At 41.8% G+C, this 18,356-nt stretch carries 14 protein-coding genes; 8 read left to right on the top strand and 6 right to left on the bottom strand.

Annotated features, from left to right (window positions below; genetic code table 11):
• Nucleotides 1–187: 187 nt before the first annotated feature.
• The 6 genes from gcvP to clpP form a co-directional block, all read right to left on the bottom strand.
• Nucleotides 188–3,043, bottom strand: a complete 2,856-nt coding sequence (gene gcvP, locus Q4A14_RS06990) for an aminomethyl-transferring glycine dehydrogenase (RefSeq protein ID WP_303170983.1) — start codon at nucleotides 3,041–3,043, stop codon at nucleotides 188–190.
• A gap of 71 nt (nucleotides 3,044–3,114) precedes the next feature.
• On the bottom strand, nucleotides 3,115–3,765 hold the full coding sequence (locus Q4A14_RS06985) for an MBL fold metallo-hydrolase (RefSeq protein WP_303170981.1): 651 nt from the start codon (nucleotides 3,763–3,765) through the stop codon (nucleotides 3,115–3,117).
• A gap of 7 nt (nucleotides 3,766–3,772) precedes the next feature.
• Nucleotides 3,773–4,408, bottom strand: coding sequence for a 16S rRNA (guanine(527)-N(7))-methyltransferase RsmG (gene rsmG / locus Q4A14_RS06980; RefSeq protein ID WP_303170980.1), 636 nt, complete (start codon nucleotides 4,406–4,408; stop codon nucleotides 3,773–3,775).
• A gap of 23 nt (nucleotides 4,409–4,431) precedes the next feature.
• Nucleotides 4,432–6,621 (bottom strand): DNA helicase RecQ, encoded by a 2,190-nt coding sequence (gene recQ / locus Q4A14_RS06975; protein ID WP_303170977.1) that lies wholly within the window; start codon nucleotides 6,619–6,621, stop codon nucleotides 4,432–4,434.
• A gap of 76 nt (nucleotides 6,622–6,697) precedes the next feature.
• Complete coding sequence (gene clpX, locus Q4A14_RS06970) at nucleotides 6,698–7,984, bottom strand: ATP-dependent Clp protease ATP-binding subunit ClpX (RefSeq protein ID WP_303170976.1); 1,287 nt, start codon at nucleotides 7,982–7,984, stop codon at nucleotides 6,698–6,700.
• An 8-nt stretch (nucleotides 7,985–7,992) separates the two neighbouring features.
• The gene (gene clpP, locus Q4A14_RS06965) at nucleotides 7,993–8,688 is read right to left on the bottom strand and encodes an ATP-dependent Clp endopeptidase proteolytic subunit ClpP (protein ID WP_303170975.1); all 696 of its coding nucleotides are present in this window, start codon (nucleotides 8,686–8,688) and stop codon (nucleotides 7,993–7,995) included.
• A gap of 630 nt (nucleotides 8,689–9,318) precedes the next feature.
• Here clpP and Q4A14_RS06960 point away from each other — a divergent pair.
• The 8 genes from Q4A14_RS06960 (at nucleotide 9,319) to Q4A14_RS06925 (ending at nucleotide 18,121) form a co-directional block, all read left to right on the top strand.
• The gene (locus Q4A14_RS06960; RefSeq protein WP_303170974.1) at nucleotides 9,319–10,584 is read left to right on the top strand and encodes a peptidase U32 family protein; all 1,266 of its coding nucleotides are present in this window, start codon (nucleotides 9,319–9,321) and stop codon (nucleotides 10,582–10,584) included.
• 15 nt (nucleotides 10,585–10,599) lie between these two features.
• Complete coding sequence (locus Q4A14_RS06955) at nucleotides 10,600–11,025, top strand: thioesterase family protein (protein WP_303170973.1); 426 nt, start codon at nucleotides 10,600–10,602, stop codon at nucleotides 11,023–11,025.
• 7 nt (nucleotides 11,026–11,032) lie between these two features.
• Nucleotides 11,033–12,157, top strand: a complete 1,125-nt coding sequence (locus Q4A14_RS06950) for a DNA-processing protein DprA (RefSeq protein WP_303170972.1) — start codon at nucleotides 11,033–11,035, stop codon at nucleotides 12,155–12,157.
• Nucleotides 12,158–12,163: 6 nt separating this feature from the next.
• Nucleotides 12,164–14,218: an alpha-L-fucosidase gene (locus Q4A14_RS06945; RefSeq protein WP_303170970.1), complete on the top strand. Its 2,055-nt coding sequence runs from the start codon at nucleotides 12,164–12,166 to the stop codon at nucleotides 14,216–14,218.
• Nucleotides 14,219–14,294: 76 nt separating this feature from the next.
• Nucleotides 14,295–15,110, top strand: a complete 816-nt coding sequence (gene kdsA / locus Q4A14_RS06940; protein WP_303170969.1) for a 3-deoxy-8-phosphooctulonate synthase — start codon at nucleotides 14,295–14,297, stop codon at nucleotides 15,108–15,110.
• A gap of 15 nt (nucleotides 15,111–15,125) precedes the next feature.
• On the top strand, nucleotides 15,126–16,043 hold the full coding sequence (locus Q4A14_RS06935) for a nucleotidyltransferase (RefSeq protein WP_303170968.1): 918 nt from the start codon (nucleotides 15,126–15,128) through the stop codon (nucleotides 16,041–16,043).
• Between the two features lie 47 nt (nucleotides 16,044–16,090).
• Nucleotides 16,091–17,029 (top strand): tRNA (adenosine(37)-N6)-dimethylallyltransferase MiaA, encoded by a 939-nt coding sequence (miaA, locus tag Q4A14_RS06930; RefSeq protein ID WP_303170967.1) that lies wholly within the window; start codon nucleotides 16,091–16,093, stop codon nucleotides 17,027–17,029.
• A gap of 39 nt (nucleotides 17,030–17,068) precedes the next feature.
• Nucleotides 17,069–18,121 (top strand): endonuclease/exonuclease/phosphatase family protein, encoded by a 1,053-nt coding sequence (locus Q4A14_RS06925; protein ID WP_303170966.1) that lies wholly within the window; start codon nucleotides 17,069–17,071, stop codon nucleotides 18,119–18,121.
• The last annotated feature ends 235 nt before the right edge of the window (nucleotides 18,122–18,356 follow it).

Raw genomic sequence — 18,356 nt, 5'->3', positions numbered from 1 at the left:
TAGCTCTGCTGAATCACTCATGTAAGGGGGGCTTTATGTGAACTCAAAGGAAGAAGGCTACGACCAAGAGTCGCCCTTCTCTTATATTTCAATCAATATTCTACTTTTAAAGTGTACACAAAATAGAAATAGCTATCTCGAAACTCATCGAGATAGCTATTTCTGTTATAAGAGAGTAGTCTAATCCTTATCCATTCCACGTACAACATGACAATGATGCCACCAGATTACGGTCACCAAAACCATTATCTATGCGACTAACATTGATCCAGAACTTGTTCTCCTTGAGATATTCAAGGGGAAAGGCTGCTTTTGATCGAGGATAAGAGTGACTCCATTCATCTGCTACTATTTCATACTGAGGGTGTGGAGCATTCTTCAACACATTGTCTTCTTTGTCAGCCTTACCATCAATCACTTCTTGGATTTCTTGTCTGATAGTAGTCATTACGGCAATGAAACGATCAAGTTCTGCAAGACTTTCACTTTCGGTTGGCTCTATCATCAGTGTCCCATGCACAGGGAATGAAAGAGTAGGCGCATGGTATCCAAAGTCCATAAGACGCTTAGCTATATCACTCTCATCGATACCACTGACTTCTTTGAGTTTACGACATTCAAGGATAAGTTCGTGACCGACTCTACCTTGTGTGCCGGTATAGACGATACCATATTCTTTTTCGAGGAATGCAGCCATATAGTTCGCATTCAAGATAGCAGTCGCTGTTGAGCGCTTAAGTCCTGCCTCACCAAGAAGTCGGATATACGCATAGGTGATACCGAAGACAACAGCACTACCAAATGGAGCTGCAGACACAGGAATTTTATCGTCTCCATAGGCAACAGAGTGCGAAGGCAGATACTCTTCCAAGTGTTTTGCTACACAGATAGGACCTACACCAGGACCACCACCACCATGAGGGATAGCAAAGGTTTTGTGAAGGTTTAGATGACAAACGTCTGCTCCTATAAAGCCTGGATTAGTATATCCCACTTGAGCATTCATGTTTGCTCCATCCAAGTAAACTTGTCCACCACAGTCGTGAACGATTTGGCATAGTTCCTTGATTTCTGGTTCAAAGATACCATGGGTCGAAGGATAAGTTATCATCGTACCTGCAAGACGATCCTTGTTTTCTTCAGCTTTTCTACGGAAGTCTTCGACATCGATATTTCCGTTTTCATCGCAGATTGTAGTAACTGTCTTGTAACCACATTGTACCGCACTAGCCGGGTTTGTTCCATGGGCTGATGAAGGGAGAAGGATGATATCTCTGTGCGCTTGTCCATTTGCCTTGTGATACTCCATGATGGTGCGTAGACCAGCGTACTCTCCAGAGGCTCCTGAGTTAGGCATCAGACTTACCGCAGGAAGACCGGTAATTTCTCCCAACATGACTTTGAGACTGTCGAGCATCTCCATATATCCTTCAGTCTGATCTTCAGGAGCATATGGATGTATGAGGGCAAACTGTGGGTTGCTTAGGATAAAGAGCTCTGAAGCTGCATTGAGTTTCATCGTGCATGAGCCAAGAGAAATCATAGAGTGAGCAAGGGAAATGTCCCTTCTCTCAAGTCTCTTTATGTATCTCATCAGTTCAGTCTCTGTGTGGTAGTTATTAAAGACTTCGTAAGTAAGGAAGTCAGAAGTTCTCCGAAGAGTTCCTTCGATACCAATCCAAGCCTCTGGTAAGTCTATTGTTGGGACATTCTCAACCCCTTTTCCCTGTGCAAAGATATAGAGTAGGGTACCAAGGTCAGTTTCTTGAGTTGTCTCATCAAGACTGATCCCGATAGCACCGTTCTTGAAATAACGAAGATTTACTCGGCAGTCAAGGGCTGTAGTTTTGATAGCTTCACGCTCAACATCACTTACATTAGTTATATAAAGGGTATCAAAGAACAATTTGTTCTCTTGTTTGTAACCAAGTTTCTCAAGATTTTCGGATAAAACTAAGGCGTAAGTATGGATGCGACTTGCAATATCTTTAAGACCTTTAGGACCATGATACACAGCATACATACCAGCCATAGATGCAAGTAGGGCTTGGGCTGTACATATGTTGGATGTTGCTTTTTCTCTCTTGATATGCTGCTCTCTTGTTTGGAGAGCAAGACGATAAGCAGGTTTACCATAAGTGTCCTTGGAAAGTCCAACTATACGTCCGGGAATATGACGCTTAAAGTCATCGAGAGCAGCAAGATATCCCGCTGATGGTCCGCCAAAGTACATAGGGATACCAAAGCGCTGTGTAGTACCAAATACAATATCAGCACCCCATTCTCCCGGAGGTGTAAGGATCACCAATGAAAGTAGGTCAGCGGCAACTGCAACCTTTATTTCGTGGTTCTTTGCCTTTTCTGTGAATGCTTTGTAATCAATTATTGCACCATTATCATTTGGGTACTGTAAGACGACTCCAAAGTAGTCTGATCCAAAATCAAATGAGTCTGCTGGTCCCACGACAACTTCTACGTCCCAGGGCTCACAACGCGTCATGATGACTTTCAAGGTAGATTCATAAACGTCATTAGCGACAAACAACTTTGCCGCATTTTTCCTTGCCCTGCTACGAGTATTAAGCATCATCGCAACAGCCTCAGCTCCCGCTGTTGCTTCATCAAGGAGTGAGCAGTTGGTCAGTGGAAGGGCTGTAAGGTCTGTGATGACAGACTGGAAGTTAAAGAGTGCTTCCAGACGTCCTTGAGAAATTTCCGCTTGGTAAGGAGTGTAAGATGTGTACCACGCAGGGTTTTCAAGTATATTGCGTTGAATTGGTGCCGGAGTGCAAGTGTCGTACCAGCCCATCCCGATATAAGAAGAAAATACTTTGTTCTTTGCGCCAAGTTCATTGATATGCTCTACAAGTTCACGTTCAGTCATTGGCTCTGGCAAGTCAAGAGGGGTTGGAAGGAATATGTTTGCAGGCATAGTTTGCTTCATAAGCTCATCTATGCTCTTCACGCCAATCTTTTCCAACATCACTTTTTCATCATCTGGACTGATCCCGATGTGTCTAATTGAGAAGTCGTTAGTGTTCATGTAATTGTGTGGTTATTATTAGTTTGATTAATTCTCTATGTCTATAACTGATGATTACCTTAAATTGTTTATCAGCAGGAGAAATAAGGGTTATGAGCCTTTTCAAAAGCTACTGTCGTATGAGGCCCATGACCTGGTAGTACTTTTGTTGTATCAGGTAAAGTGAAAATCTGAGATCGGATGGCAGTTATCAGGGTATCATAGTCTCCTCCCCAAAGATCTGTTCGTCCTATGCCCAAATTGAACAACGTGTCACCTGCAAATAGGATATTTGCAGTTTCCTCATAGAAGACTACATGTCCCGGCGAATGCCCGGGCACGTGACGTACTCTTAAGACAGATTTGCCGAAATGTATAGCTGCCTCTTCGTCGAATGTGAACGTCTGTATGCATACATCTTTGACAGGCAAATGCCCTAAGCCGAACGCTTTTAGTTGATCAGATAAGGAGGGTAGGGAATCAATCTCTATATCTGATGCTTCAGGATCTATATCCCATTTATCTTTCACGAAACCTGCACCGATACAATGATCAAAATGCAGGTGTGTGCATAGCAGTCTTACAGGGATAAGCTTATTTTGGGCGATAAACTCTGCTAAAATTTTCTCTTCTTGTGGTGTCGAGCATCCCGGATCTATAATACAAGCCTCCCGTGTCTCATCCCAGACTATGTAAGTCTGTTCGGCGGCAAAGTTAAATGCAAAAGAATGGTATTGTATCATTTTAGATTCAGAGTGGTAAGTAAACAATTTTTTTTGTCTCAAAGAACTCCTCCTCAAATATCGCACTTAATTCTTCTACTGAAACCACGGACCGGTAGGCCGATAACTCAGCTTGTAGATCTCCACCCTTTAAGGCAATTATACCATTGGGCATGGAGTTCTTTTGATCTTTTGAGTTTATCAGCTTCTTGGCGATTTGTACCAGATCTGTCATACTCATGGCTGCACGGCTGATAACAAAGTCACATTTGTCGTTCTTTATATCCTCTGCTCGACCATGTATATATGTGACGTTGTTAAGACCAATACTTTCTGCTATGGCAGATACAACTTTGACCTTTTTGCCTATACTGTCAATCAATGTAAACTTACAATTTGGGAAAAGTATCGCCAAGGGAATGCCGGGGAATCCTCCCCCTGTGCCGATATCAAAAATTTTGCTGCCATCTCTGAAGCTGATATACTTTCCTATGGAGAGAGAGTGCAGGATATGATTGATTACTATATTTTCAATATCTTTCCTCGATATGACATTAATTTTGGCATTCCACTCCTTATAGAGATCCGGCAACAATCCCAACTGTCTCATCTGATCGGATGAGATAGTTGGGAAATATTTTGCGATAAGTGAAAGATCTGTCATGGACATAATATGTCTTGGCTTGTTTAGTTTGCCATTTCCGACAAAAACTTGATGCGGACCAATCTTATATCTTCCTCTTCATAGTCAGGGCCAAGCTTTTCCAATGCTTTTTCGAGGCTATCGGTTTCTGAGTTCTTGAAGTAATCGTATATGTCCTCAATGTGTTCCTCATCCAAAACATCAGAGATGAAGTAGTTGAGGTTAATTTTAGTGCCGCTATAGACGATTGTCTCTATCTCGTCTAAAAGCTCATCAAAGTCAAGGTCAAATGTGTTTGCGATATCCTCCAATGACACTTTTCGATCTATGAGCTGTACAATGGATACTTTGAGTTTTGACTTATTCGGAACAGTTCGGATACGGATGTCTTCAGGGCGTTCAATTTCGTTTTCCTTGACATACTCATCAATGACTTTGATGAATTCTGTCCCAAATTTTTGAGCTTTATTTTGACCTACACCGGAGATGTTTTGAAGTTCCATCAGAGTTATTGGATAGAACGTTGCCATGTCTTGGAGGCTCTGTTCTTGAAAAATAACATAAGGGGGGAGATCAAGTTTTTTAGCGAGTTTTTTTCTTAGATCTTTGAGGATTGAGAATAGTTGTGGGTCTGTTGCACCACCACTGCTCCCGGAACTCTTTACTTCTTCGATTTGATCATCATCTTCCTCATCGGGGACAGATATCTTGAATGACGTAGGATTCTTCATGAATCCCTTCCCTTTCTTCGTCAATTTCAGGATCCCAAGTTTTTCGATATTTTTATCGATATACCCATTGATCATAGCCTCTCTAAGCACAAGGTCGAGGGTCTCCGCTGTCTCATCTTGACAGCTCCCGAACTCTTCCAACTCATCATGCTTGAACGTCTCTATGTCAGATGTCTTTTTACCCAATAGAAAGTCCATCAGGTATTCGGTTTTTACTTTTTCCTTTAGGGCTGATATCCCCTCTAACATGTTAAGCAGAGTCTCTTTTGCTTCCACTTTTTTTCTTTTGTTCTTACAGTTATCACAGTTATGACAGTTGTCTTGCTCATATATCTCTCCAAAGTAGTGAAGAAGATATTTACGTCTACAGATGGTTGTTTTGGCATAACCAGCTGTTTCCATAAGGAGCTGACGACCGATCTCTCTTTCATTTGTACTCTTATTTTTATTATGCAGAAACTTGTCTAATTTCTGCATGTCCTTGTCGCAATAAAATGCAATGCATATTCCCTCTCCCCCATCACGTCCGGCACGCCCCGTCTCTTGATAGTATCCCTCAAGACTCTTGGGGATATCGTAGTGAATGACGAATCTTACATCCGGTTTGTCAATTCCCATCCCAAAAGCTATGGTTGCTACTATGACATCTATTTCCTCATTGAGAAACGCATCTTGACTTCCTGCCCTAAGTCCTGCATCAAGCCCCGCATGATAAGCATGCGCTTTAATACCGTTGGCATTGAGTATCTGAGCAAACTCATCAACTTTAGTCCTGCTCATACAGTAGACAATACCGGTCTTTCCCGGATTGCTCTTGATAAACTTTATGATTTCCCTATCTATATCATCTGTCTTCTGACGTACTTCGTAGTATAGGTTCTCTCTGTTGAATGAGCTACTGAATATGTCCGCATCCTTCATCCCCAGATTTTTCTGTATATCTGATTGGACGGTGGGTGTTGCCGTAGCAGTAAGGGCTATGAGCGGCCTTCTATGTATCTCGTTGATGATTTCTCTTATCCGTCGATATTCAGGTCTGAAGTCGTGCCCCCATTCCGAAATGCAATGAGCTTCATCAATAGCATAAAACGATACTTTGAGGGTCTTTAGACGCTCTATATTTTCCTGCTTTGTCAGGGACTCGGGGGCTACATACAGTAGCTTTGTTACTCCGGACTTCAGGTCTCCTTTGACTTGGTCCAGAGCCATCTTGTTGAGGGACGAATTTATGAAATGTGCAACGGCATCATTTTCTGTATACTGACGTATCGCATCCACTTGGTTTTTCATCAATGCGATGAGTGGGGAGATAATGACCGCAGTACCTTCCAATATCAGTGCAGGTAATTGGTAGCACAGAGACTTACCCGCACCTGTAGGCATGAGGACGAACGTGTCCCGACCATCAAGTATATTCTCGATGATCTGTTGCTGGTCACCTTTGAATTTATCAAATCCAAAGTAGTGCCTCAGTTTTTGGTGTAATAACTCTGTTCTATCCATAAATTTTATACAGGTCTCGCTATACCCTGAAAGTATACCTCAAGCCCTATGAAATCTAACATCTAAGTTAGCCATTTCATTGTGTATTTACAATATGTTGGATATCGGTATGCCTAAAATGTTTCTCAGCATACTCCTTCGTGATATGGAGCTCACGTATATCCGAAGATGGTACTTCAAACATAGCGTCCATCATAATGCTCTCAAATATAGATCTCAATCCCCTCGCTCCGATATTATATTCTTGGGCTTTATCAACGATAAAGTCATAAACCTCATCATCGATCTTGAGATCTACACCATCCATTTCCATTAGCTTGGCATATTGTTTGGATATGGCATTTTTTGGCTCTATTAGGATCATTCTAAGTGTCTCTCTGTCCAGAGGTTTCAGATATGTCAGGACAGGTAGACGTCCTATGATTTCAGGGATGAGTCCAAAGGACTTCAAGTCTGATGGTGTGACATATTTGAGCAAATCCTCTTTGTCGATGTCCTTCGCTGTTTTTCCGGCTGTATATCCCACCATCCGGGTATTCAGACGTTTTGCGATCTTTCGCTCGATGCCATCAAATGCACCTCCACAGATAAAGAGGATATTTTCTGTATTCACGACGATCATCTTTTGTTCCGGATGTTTGCGTCCTCCCTGAGGAGGGACATTGACATCCGTTCCTTCAAGAAGCTTGAGCAAGCTCTGTTGTACTCCCTCTCCACTCACATCTCTTGTGATAGAAGGATTATCCCCCTTGCGAGCGATTTTGTCTATTTCATCTATGAATACTATACCACGCTGAGCCGCCTCCACATCGTAGTCTGCAGCTTGGAGGAGTCTGGTCAGGATGCTTTCGACATCCTCTCCTACATATCCGGCTTGTGTAAATACCGTAGCGTCGACGATGGTAAACGGGACTTTGAGCAGCTTAGAGATCGTCTTTGCGAGGAGGGTCTTTCCTGTCCCTGTCGGTCCCACAATTATAATATTACTTTTGTCTATCTCTGTTTGATCTTCATCATCCCCCTTTCTTTCTGCAAGATTTTTTCCATGATGAAGCCTCTTGTAATGGTTATAAACAGCCACAGCAAGAGCCTTTTTGGCTGCATCTTGTCCCATGACAAAGAGATCAAGATAAGCTACGATGTCTTTTGGTTTTGGGAGATCATCCATCTCAGGGATCTCAGGTATGTTTGATTGACTGAGACGAAGGGCTTCTTGTATGGCATTATGTACCGATGTGGCACAATCATTACATAGGTTGCCTACCGGACCGGGGACAAGGATGTCAAGTATGGATTCCGGTCTCCCGCAGACACTACAACTATTTTCCTCCTTGTACTTATTGTGTTGTGATTTCTTAGCCATTCCCGGTCTTATTCCTTATCCTTTTTTTCTCTTACAAGGACTTTGTCGATCATTCCATACTTTAGAGCTTCTTCTGACGTCATCCAATAGTCTCTGTCACTGTCTCGCTCTACCTGATCTATTGTCATGCCGGAATGATCCGAAATGATTTGATAGAGTTCTTTTTTTACCCTCAATATTTCTCTTGCTGCAATTTCAAGATCAGATGCTTGTCCCTGCATACCACCAAGAGGTTGATGTATCATTACACGAGAGTGGGGTAGTGCGAATCTTTTGCCCTTTTCTCCAGCCACTAGGATAACAGAAGCCATGGATGCTGCCATACCTGTACATATTGTAGATACATCGCAACTGATGTATTGCATGGTGTCATATATTCCGTATCCTGCATACACGGAACCTCCGGGCGAATTGATATAGATAGATATATCCTTACCGGGATCACTTGTATCGAGGAAAAGCAGCTGCGCTTGGATCACATTGGCTACGTAATCATTGATAGGGGCACCGAGAAATATGATTCTATCCATCATCAACCTTGAAAAAACATCCATCTGTGCGATGTTGAGTTGTCTTTCTTCTATGATGCTTGGAGAGATATATCCTCCTTCGGCAACAATGTTATTGTAATCATGAAGTGTTTGCGAACTGATGCCGAGGTGCTTGGTCGCAAACTTCTGAAATTCGTCTTTAATAGTGTACATAATGTGATTAAGATATTACCGAGTGACACTTATTGAATCTGTGTCATTATCGTTTTGTAGGTTTAAAGGTATGAGTTTTTTCTCAACCTACAAGCCAAAGGGCAAAAAACAGTCTTGGAATATCACATTATTCTTTTTAGTCTTGTCAAGCTGTGTGATTACGAGATAAGAGTGAGCATGATTTTTAGAGGAATTCCTGAATCTCAGACTTGTATTCATCATGCAACTTGATGTTGCACATAGTAGATGTCTTACAACCAAAAGACTGTTAAGGCTCAGATGACGGATGGGCGCTTCCCCAATAGGGGTATTTGAGAAGTTGTCTAACTTGATGCGTCAAGGTAGTTATCTTGATTCATCAAGTTAGACACGTTGATTTGACAAGTTCTATATCTTATTTTCCGGACCTGTTTATTTGAACTTTGAGTCCTATGGTTATAAGAGAGTGAGAACATATATCATCTCATGATCATAATGACCAAGGTTAGCCTTATTTCTTCTCTTACTGCATTTTGTATTGTAAATGGTTGTGTTGATTGCAACACGATATACTACTAATGTGTGGATATAGCTCGTTAATTCCTATCTTTGTACACCTTGACACATTATTGGGATAAGATAAAGTCAAAAATGAAAGAATATAAGAGAAATCAATTTGAAATCATGGCACCCGTGGGTAGCTATGATGCATTATATGCGGCAATACAGGGTGGTGCTGACTCTGTTTATTTTGGGATACAGGGCTTGAATATGCGTGCTCGATCATCCAAAAGTTTTACGACAGAGGATTTGAAAAAGATCGTAGAAATATGCGAGCCTAAGGGAATTAAGACTTACCTCACGGTCAACACTATCATCTATGATTCTGATATGGAGCTCTTGCGCAGGATCGTTGACTCTGCAAAGGAGGCCGGTATATCGGCAATCATTGCTTCAGACATTGCAGCTATGTCCTATGCATACAATCAAGGGGTAGAGGTGCACTTATCTACTCAGCTCAACATTACCAATGTTGAAGCTTTGAAGTTTTATGCTCGCTTTGCTGATGTTGTTGTTTTGGCTCGTGAACTTAATCTTGATCAAGTAGAGCATATATACAATGCTATTGAGACCGAACAGATCAGAGGCCCTCGCGGGGAACCGGTCCGCATAGAGATGTTTTCTCACGGTGCACTATGCATGGCCGTTAGTGGAAAGTGCTATATCAGTTTGCATGAAATGAACTCATCTGCCAATAGAGGTGCCTGTAACCAGATATGTCGCAGGGGATTTACAGTCAAGGATAAGGAGAGTGATGTCGAAATCGATGTCGAAAATCAATACATTATGTCTCCTAAGGATCTTAAGACCATACATTTCATGAATAAAATGATGGATGCGGGTGTAAGAGTCTTCAAGATAGAAGGGCGAGCTCGCGGTCCGGAGTATGTGCGTACAGTCTGTGAATGTTATAATGAGGCTATACAAGCCTATATTGACAATGAGTATACTGAGGACAAGATCAATGACTGGGACGAAAGGCTGGCAAAGGTATTTAATAGAGGATTTTGGGATGGGTATTACCTTGGGCAAAGGCTCGGAGAGTGGACTCATAAGTATGGTTCGTCCGCAACTCGCGTAAAGGTCAATGTGGGTAAAGTTGTCAAATTTTTCAGTAACATAAAGGTTGCTGAGTTTGAATTGGAAAGTGGATATATAAATGCCGGAGAGGAACTCATGGTCAGCGGTCCTACCACAGGAGCTGTATTTTTAGCTTCTGATGATATGCGTATGGATAATATTGCTCGTGAAAGAGTCGAAAAGGGAGATAAGTTCTCATGCCTTGTTCCCGAAAAGGTCCGTCCCGGAGATCGTTTGTATGTCATGAGGGTAACAGAAGAGAAAAAGAAATATTAAAGCAGAAAATAAATCATGAAAAAATTACCGGAAAAGAAATATGCTTACCTCATCGAAATGAAAGTGAGGGACTATGAGTGTGATCTTCAAGGCGTTGTCAATAACGCCAACTATCAGAGATATATGGAACATGCACGTCACGAATTTTTGGAAACACTCGGAGATAATTTCTCTAGGATGCATGACAATGGTTATGATGCTATGGTTGCTCGAGTAGAGATAGACTACAAAAAATCCCTGAGGAGTGGAGATTATTTTTTTGTTGGTCTCAACTTGTATAAGCAGGGTCCTAAATTGATCTTTGAGCAAGATGTCATCAACTGTGATAGTTTGGAACTTGCAGCAAAGGGTAAAATATCTGTAGTGGTAGTCAAAGATGGCGTCCTTACAAGGGGCGAATATCTTGATGATATGGTTGCAGACTACGTTATCAAAAATTAGAGATTCAATGGAGTGGAGTCAGGAACAAAAGGCTCTTTTAGCATTAAGTTGTACAGAAGGGATCGGCCCCATCATTAGCCAATCCCTTATCGAACACTTTGGCTCTGCTCAATCCGTTATAGAAGCAACTCCAAGCGCACTTATGGAGGTGCCGGGTATGGGGCCTAAACTCGTGTCCGCTCTTAGGAGTCCCGTGGCACAACATTTAGCAGAGTCCGAAATTTCCCTACTCAACCAAAGAACTGATGCCATAACACCTGTGTTTTTTGGACATCAGGACTATCCTGAGTTGCTTGGATCATGTTTTGATGCTCCATTGGTGCTGTATGTCAGAGGAGTGTTGCCTCATGATGCCCCGATGATCAGTGTTGTGGGAACACGGCGAATGACACCCTATGCAGAAGATGCTCTTCGTAGTATTTTTAGTGAGTGGGCTCACTTGTCTCCCAATATTGTTATTGTCAGTGGATTGGCTTACGGTGTAGACCATGCAGCACATCGGATCGCACTGGACTGTGGCTTGCGTACCGTAGCCGTTGTTGCTCATGGACACCATACATTGTATCCTGCTGCACATAAGTCTTTGGCGAAAGAAATATGTGAAAGAGGGGGAGGTGTCATCACTGAGTATATGTTTGACACAAAGCCGCTGCCGCAAAGATTTGTCGCTCGTAATAGAATTGTCGCAGGACTTTCTACTGCAACATTGCTGGTTGAGTCCCCTGATCATGGAGGCTCCCTTATAACAGCAAACATTGCATTCGATTATTCTCGTGCTTTATATGCCGTACCGGGTCGAATGTTTGACTCTAATTCTTCCGGCTGTAACAAAATGATATCCATGCAGAAAGCGAGTATATTTACCTCAGCTTATAGCATGCTCGAAGATCTGGGTATTGTATCTAAACCTGAAAAACAACAAATACAACTGCCCCTTGAATATGAGGAGGATATCTCAAAAGATATTCCTATAGTAAGACTTTTGAAAAGTGTAGATGATATAAGCGTAGAAGATATTACTCACAGGTTGGGAGAGTCTTTGGCGACGGTGTCGGCTTTGTTGTTTGACTTGGAGTTGGATGGGCTTGTCCGTCCTCTACCCGGAGGTCGATATTCTTGGATAAATAAGTAGGTCAATATGAAAAGAACTTTACTGTGCCTTTTGGCTATAATTTTATTATTTCCGACTCATTCGAGGGCAGACTGGTGGGGAGATAAGTACTCAATGTTTGTGCACTATGGTCTTTATTCAATCCCTGCAGGTGTTTTTCAGGGGAAACGAGTAGAAAAGGGGTACTCTGAACAGATACTTACATTTGGAATTGGTTTTTCAGATTGGTATGAGGCTTATGCAAGGGAGTTTACTGCTACAAATTTTGCTGCGGATACTATCGTTGCGCTGGCCAAGCGTGCGGGGATGAGGTCAGTCGTCATGACGGCTAAACACCATGATGGATTCTGTTTATTTGATACTAAAACGACAGACTACAATTCTTTTGATGGCGCTCCTGCAAAAAGGGACTTGATAAAAGAACTTTCAGAGGCTTGCCATCGTAATGGATTAGGTTTTGGGATCTATTTTTCTCTCATTGATTGGCATTTTCCGGGAGCGATGCCATTTTCATCCCATAATGCTGACCCGATCACTCCCGATCATCATGAGTATAATAAAGCTCAAGTCTCAGAGCTGTTGAGTAATTATGGTAAGGTTGATGAGCTTTGGTTTGATATGGGTTCGCTCCTGCCTGAGCAGAGTAGGGAGCTGTATGAGTTGGTTCATAAGCTACAGCCTGATTGTATGGTCAGTGGCAGACTTGGTAATGACTATGCAGACTTTTGTGTCATGCCGGACAATCAATTCCCGGACTATGATATAATTTTACCATGGCAAACCGCTGCTTCTATCTTTCCGGAAACTTGGGGGTATCGTTCTTGGCAAGAACGAGGAGATTTGGATAAAAAGGTCTATGAAAAGCTGAAAGATCTTCTTAATGTAGTCTCTCGAGGGGGTAAATATCTCTTAAATATAGGCCCTATGGGTGATGGTTCTATTGTGCCGTTTGAACATGATGTTTTGATGAGCTTAGGAATGGTTTTAGCCTCCATGAGCGAGGCTGTATATAATACCTTACCGTCCCCCTACAACGTGCAATCCGGAGTCCCTCTTGTGACAATGGCTAAAGATAAAAAAGCTTTATATCTTTTTATTGAAAGGGAAAGAAGTGATATTTTCTTGCCTGATCTTAATACTCCGATAAAGGAGTTGAGTATACTAAATGCCAAGGGTAAAGCAGCTTCTGTAATTACACAAGACGGTTGTAAATTGTCATTGAATATTGAGGGTGAACGCCCTTATTTCACTGTCATCAAAGTAGTATTTGAGACTCCTGTGACTATCAAAAAGCCGGTGGCCAATGAAAGAGTCCTTTCTCCTCATAATGCTCTTAATCTGTATGCCCAGTCTGCTGTTGATTATTATTCGGGGTTTCGGAGTATTTTAGGGTATGAGTGGGAGCTGCCCGGTCACAATGAAACGATGGCGATAAATTTTACGGATTCGGAATTAAGTCAAAATATTCTTCTGAATATGGATGGGAGAGAAGAGTTGGTTGAACTTAGCCCATTAAAATCAAAGACAGTTACCTTTGATACAAAAAAAATACATTGGACGGATTTGCATATGTCTACTCACAGAGGACTTTTTGGCTCTGTTCCTGAGATATTTCTTAGGAGAGACTTGTCTGATGTCAAGTGGGAGAGGCATCATATGACTTTGAACATGAAAGAAATAGTAAAGGATCGTACCGGTATCTATTTACGATATGATATAGAGGCTAAAGAGTCTGTAGAGTTACCTATCTCTATTTCTTACAGGGATGGTATATTGGTATACGTTGATGGAGTCTACTTTGCAGGGGACTTAAAACGGGTAGAAAATAAGCAAAAAAACTCAGATAGAGATCTTTTAATTCCGCTAAATAAGGGGCAGCATACATTACTGTTTAAGGTGTATAGCCGCTGGGGCGGAGAGTTATTGTTCTCTATGAAAGTGAAGGAAAAGTATAATCTACATACTATGCCGATCAATGAGGGCAAAAAAACAACGGTGAAGACGCTGCGTGTTTCCAAAGAGCTTGTGGCTCCTTTGGCTTCACCTTCAAGGCTCTGTAATATTCGAGTCATTAGGATGTGATAGTCTATAAATTTTCAAATTTATAGTGAGTAATATTTCATCAGGCAGTAATATATTTTTTCATAACTTTACACCCATGACAGAAACAAAACTTATTTCATATTTAAAGACATCAAATATGTTCTTTTTAATGGCAGGTCCGTGCGCTATAGAGAGTAGGGATGTTGTCATGAAGATAGCAGAATGTCTTGTCCCTTTGTGCGAAAAACTTAATATCCCACTCATATTTAAGGGTTCATATCGTAAGGCTAATCGTTCAAGATTGGACTCTTTTACTGGGATAGGGGATGAGAAGGCTCTTAAAATTTTGGAAGAAGTTCGTGGACAGTTCAATGTGCCCGTTGTTACAGATATACATGAAGCCCACGAAGCTGCTATGGCTGCAGAGTATGTTGACGTCCTTCAGATACCTGCATTTTTATGTAGACAGACTGATCTTTTGGTCGCAGCAGCTAAAACAAATAAGGTGGTGAATGTCAAGAAAGGGCAATTCCTTGCACCTTCGTCAATGAAATTTGCAGTAGACAAAATAAAGAGTAGTGGTAACAATCAAGTGATTTTGACTGATAGAGGGACATCTTTTGGTTATGGAGATTTGATTGTGGATTATAGAGGTATTCCCTTAATGCAAGAAGATACAGGGTGTCCCGTTGTAATGGATGTCACGCATTCACTGCAGCAGCCCAATACCTCAAGCGGAGTCACAGGAGGCCTCCCCGATCGCATAGATACGATCGCATCTGCAGCCATAGCTGTTGGGGTAGATGGACTCTTTATTGAAACTCATCCTGAACCAACTCAAGCATTGTCTGATGGCGCTAATATGCTTAGGCTTGATGCGATGGAAGAGCTTTTGACTAAGATGGTAAGAATACGAGAAGCTGTATTATAAAACACAACGACACATATGAGACCAACACTTTTTATCCTTGCTGCAGGCATGGGAGCTCGTTATGGAGGACTCAAACAGTTAGATGGTGTGGGACCAAATGGCGAAACCATTATGGATTACTCTGTTTATGATGCTATTCGTGCAGGTTTTGGCAAGATAGTTTTTGTCATACGCAAAGAGTTTTCGGATGATTTTAAGGTTAAAATTCTTTCCAAGTATCATAAGCATATACCGGTAGAGGTCGTTTATCAGTCTGTAGATGCTCTTCCAAAGGGTTTTCACTGTCCCAAAGACAGGGTAAAACCTTGGGGAACCAACCACGCTGTACTTATGGGAAAAGGTGTGATCAATGAACCATTTGCTGTTATTAATGCAGATGACTTCTATGGCAGGCATAGTTTTCTGGTACTTGCGGATAAACTTCAGTCAATGACAGAGTCAAAAGGACAATATTGCATGGTCGGGTATCATATTGGGAACACGCTTAGTGAAAGTGGAGCGGTTTCTCGAGGGGTATGTAGCGTCAACGCTCAAAATGAACTGGAAACTGTGGTTGAGCGCACCAAAATTCAGAGAGTAGATGGACAAATCACTTTTTTAGATGATGCCGGGGAAGCTCATACCATTGATGATAATACATTGGTTTCTATGAATATGTGGGGATTTACTCCCGACTACTTTGATTATTCAGAAGAGGCATTTGTTTCTTTTCTTGAGAAGAACATAAACAACGACAAGGGCGAGTTTTATATTCCTTCTGTTGTTAATGACTTGATTGTATCTTCGCAAGCAGCTTGCAAAGTCCTTGAAACAACTTCAAAGTGGTTTGGAGTAACGTATCCTGCGGATAGACCTGCTGTTGTGGAAAACTTAAAAACACTTGTTGAGCAAGGGGAATATCCGTCCGATCTATTTACTGTTTTTTCGGCCTGATAGGGAGGAGGAATAGTACTTTTTTATGATAAAGAGATCTCTATCGTATGGCAACAAGTGATACTCTCATTACCATAATGGGTCCTACGGCGAGTGGGAAGACTTCTGTCGCAACTCATTTGGCATATTTGACGGGAGGAGTTGTGCTTAGTGGAGACTCTCGTCAGGTATACAGGGGGATGGATATCGGCACCGGAAAAGATCTCAGTGATTATGCCGTAAATGGTTGCCAAATTCCGTACTATCTCATTGACATCTGTGATCCCGGAGAGAAGTATAACATATACAGATTTAAACAGGACTTTTATAATGCTTTCTCATCCATACCGCACTCTCAACCAAAAATATTTTGTGGTGGCAGTGGATTATATATGGAGGCTGTATTGGGAGAATATTATCTGCCTGACGTGCCGGAAAATAAAGAGTTGAGAAAAACTCTTGAGGGATACGATCTTCCGACCCTTATCAAGAAGCTATCCTCTTATGGTCCTCTTCACAACAAGACAGACATCGAGAATAAAAAACGGGTTATCCGTGCAATAGAGATCGCAGAATATCGTGCTACTCATCCCATATCTTCAATGGAGAGTAATTACTCTGTAGACTCTAAGATATTTGTCATTGATATAGATCGAGAGGTTCGCAGGGCACGTATATCTTCTCGACTCAAGACAAGGCTCAGTGAAGGACTGATTGAAGAGGTGCAAACTCTGCTTGATTCAGGTATTTCTGCCGACGATCTCATCTACTATGGATTGGAATATAAGTTTGTGACAGAGTACGTGATCGGTCAACGCTCCTTTGAAGATATGGCTCGATCACTGGAGATCGCTATCCACCAATTTGCAAAACGACAGATGACATGGCTTAGAGGGATGGCGCGCAGAGGTTTTGTTCTGACCTATGTGAAGCCTCAAGATAGTCCTATGGATACAGCAGAAATAATTCTTGAAACCCTTGTAAGAGATAAAATGTTAACGATTTAGAATAGTATCAATATCAATCATTTATAGAAACGTATTCAAATGAAAAGAATGATCACAGTAGCTGTTGCTACAATTTTGCTTTTTGCTTCGGGTATTGCAGATGCCCAGAGCCAAAAGCCTCTAAGCAAACGACTATGTGTTGCTTTTTACAATGTTGAAAATCTCTTTGATACCATAGACCAAGAGAATGCAGATGAAGACTTTACTCCGAATGGAGTGAATGCTTGGGATGAGACGAGATATCGTCACAAGTTGCACAATATGTCAACTGTTATCGCTAAGATCGGAACATCCCAGGGTCCGGATATAATAGGTCTGGCAGAGGTCGAAAATAGGGGAGTCCTTGAGGATCTCATCGCTATGCCTGCTCTCATGGATAAGGGGTATGGTATTGTTCATTACGATTCCCCTGACTTTAGAGGGATCGACTGTGCCATGCTTTACAAGAAAGACCGTCTTGAGGTTTTGCACTCTCATCCACAACCTGTAATTATCCCCGGAGAAGAAGAGATAAAAACGAGAGACATATTGTATGTCAAGGCAAAAGCTGACGATGAGCTCCTCCACTTTATGGTTGCACACTGGCCAAGCCGTTCTGGAGGAGAGGCTGCTTCTGCACCACGTCGTCTCGCAGCGGCAAAGACTATGAAGCATCTTTCAGACTCCATACTTTCCACAGATAGTACGGCAAAAATTATCATGATGGGTGACTTGAATGATGATCCTATAAGTCCAAGTCTGAAAGACGGACTTGATATCAAATATGCTAAAAAAGGGCTTAAGGGTACAGAACTGTTTACTCCAATGTATGCGTTGTATAAGGCCGGATACGGCACTTTGGCATACCGTGATGTATGGAGTCTTTTTGATATGATGATAGTTTCCGGAAATGTGGTGAACACTCCTAATGATGGTGGGTATCATCTGTTTTTTAGCAAGAATCAAGACTTTGGAGCTTTTATTTTCAACGATAAGATGCTGACACAGGAAAGTGGAAGGTATAAGGGGTATCCCAAACGTACTATTGTTGGAGGGCAGTATCAAGGCGGGTATGCCGATCACTTCCCGGTGTATCTATTTCTCGTGAAGTAATAAATTTTATAATCCTATAGTTCTCCCTTTCGATAGTTGATATCGGAAGGGGGATTTTTTTGTTACGGATATATAGGGTCGTACTTGAAACCTTTCAAAGTCCGTTGCCTTGGATGAGACCTTCTCTTATGCCAAGCCCCTTTGTGGTGGCTAATCACAGACATATAGAACTTTCAAAAAGGGGCTGTGTCAAAATTCATTTTTGGCGCAGCCCCATTTATTTTCGTTTGTGGAT

Source organism: Porphyromonas sp., from assembly GCF_030529325.1.
In the GTDB taxonomy this organism is placed as follows: Bacteria; Bacteroidota; Bacteroidia; order Bacteroidales; family Porphyromonadaceae; genus Porphyromonas_A.
This window is presented reverse-complemented; position numbering and strand designations above follow the sequence as displayed.

Bases quoted from the DNA above. Each gene is read 5' to 3' on its own strand.
- miaA (WP_303170967.1), top strand. From the start codon at position 16,091: ATGGCAACAAGTGATACTCTCATTACCATAATGGGTCCTACGGCGAGT.
- Q4A14_RS06950 (WP_303170972.1), top strand. From the start codon at position 11,033: ATGGAGTGGAGTCAGGAACAAAAGGCTCTTTTAGCATTAAGTTGTACA.
- Q4A14_RS06935 (WP_303170968.1), top strand. From the start codon at position 15,126: ATGAGACCAACACTTTTTATCCTTGCTGCAGGCATGGGAGCTCGTTAT.
- clpX (WP_303170976.1), bottom strand. From the start codon at position 7,984: ATGGCTAAGAAATCACAACACAATAAGTACAAGGAGGAAAATAGTTGT.
- rsmG (WP_303170980.1), bottom strand. From the start codon at position 4,408: ATGACAGATCTTTCACTTATCGCAAAATATTTCCCAACTATCTCATCC.
- Q4A14_RS06985 (WP_303170981.1), bottom strand. From the start codon at position 3,765: ATGATACAATACCATTCTTTTGCATTTAACTTTGCCGCCGAACAGACT.
- Q4A14_RS06925 (WP_303170966.1), top strand. From the start codon at position 17,069: ATGAAAAGAATGATCACAGTAGCTGTTGCTACAATTTTGCTTTTTGCT.
- Q4A14_RS06960 (WP_303170974.1), top strand. From the start codon at position 9,319: ATGAAAGAATATAAGAGAAATCAATTTGAAATCATGGCACCCGTGGGT.
- clpP (WP_303170975.1), bottom strand. From the start codon at position 8,688: ATGTACACTATTAAAGACGAATTTCAGAAGTTTGCGACCAAGCACCTC.
- gcvP (WP_303170983.1), bottom strand. From the start codon at position 3,043: ATGAACACTAACGACTTCTCAATTAGACACATCGGGATCAGTCCAGAT.
- kdsA (WP_303170969.1), top strand. From the start codon at position 14,295: ATGACAGAAACAAAACTTATTTCATATTTAAAGACATCAAATATGTTC.
- Q4A14_RS06955 (WP_303170973.1), top strand. From the start codon at position 10,600: ATGAAAAAATTACCGGAAAAGAAATATGCTTACCTCATCGAAATGAAA.
- recQ (WP_303170977.1), bottom strand. From the start codon at position 6,621: ATGGATAGAACAGAGTTATTACACCAAAAACTGAGGCACTACTTTGGA.
- Q4A14_RS06945 (WP_303170970.1), top strand. From the start codon at position 12,164: ATGAAAAGAACTTTACTGTGCCTTTTGGCTATAATTTTATTATTTCCG.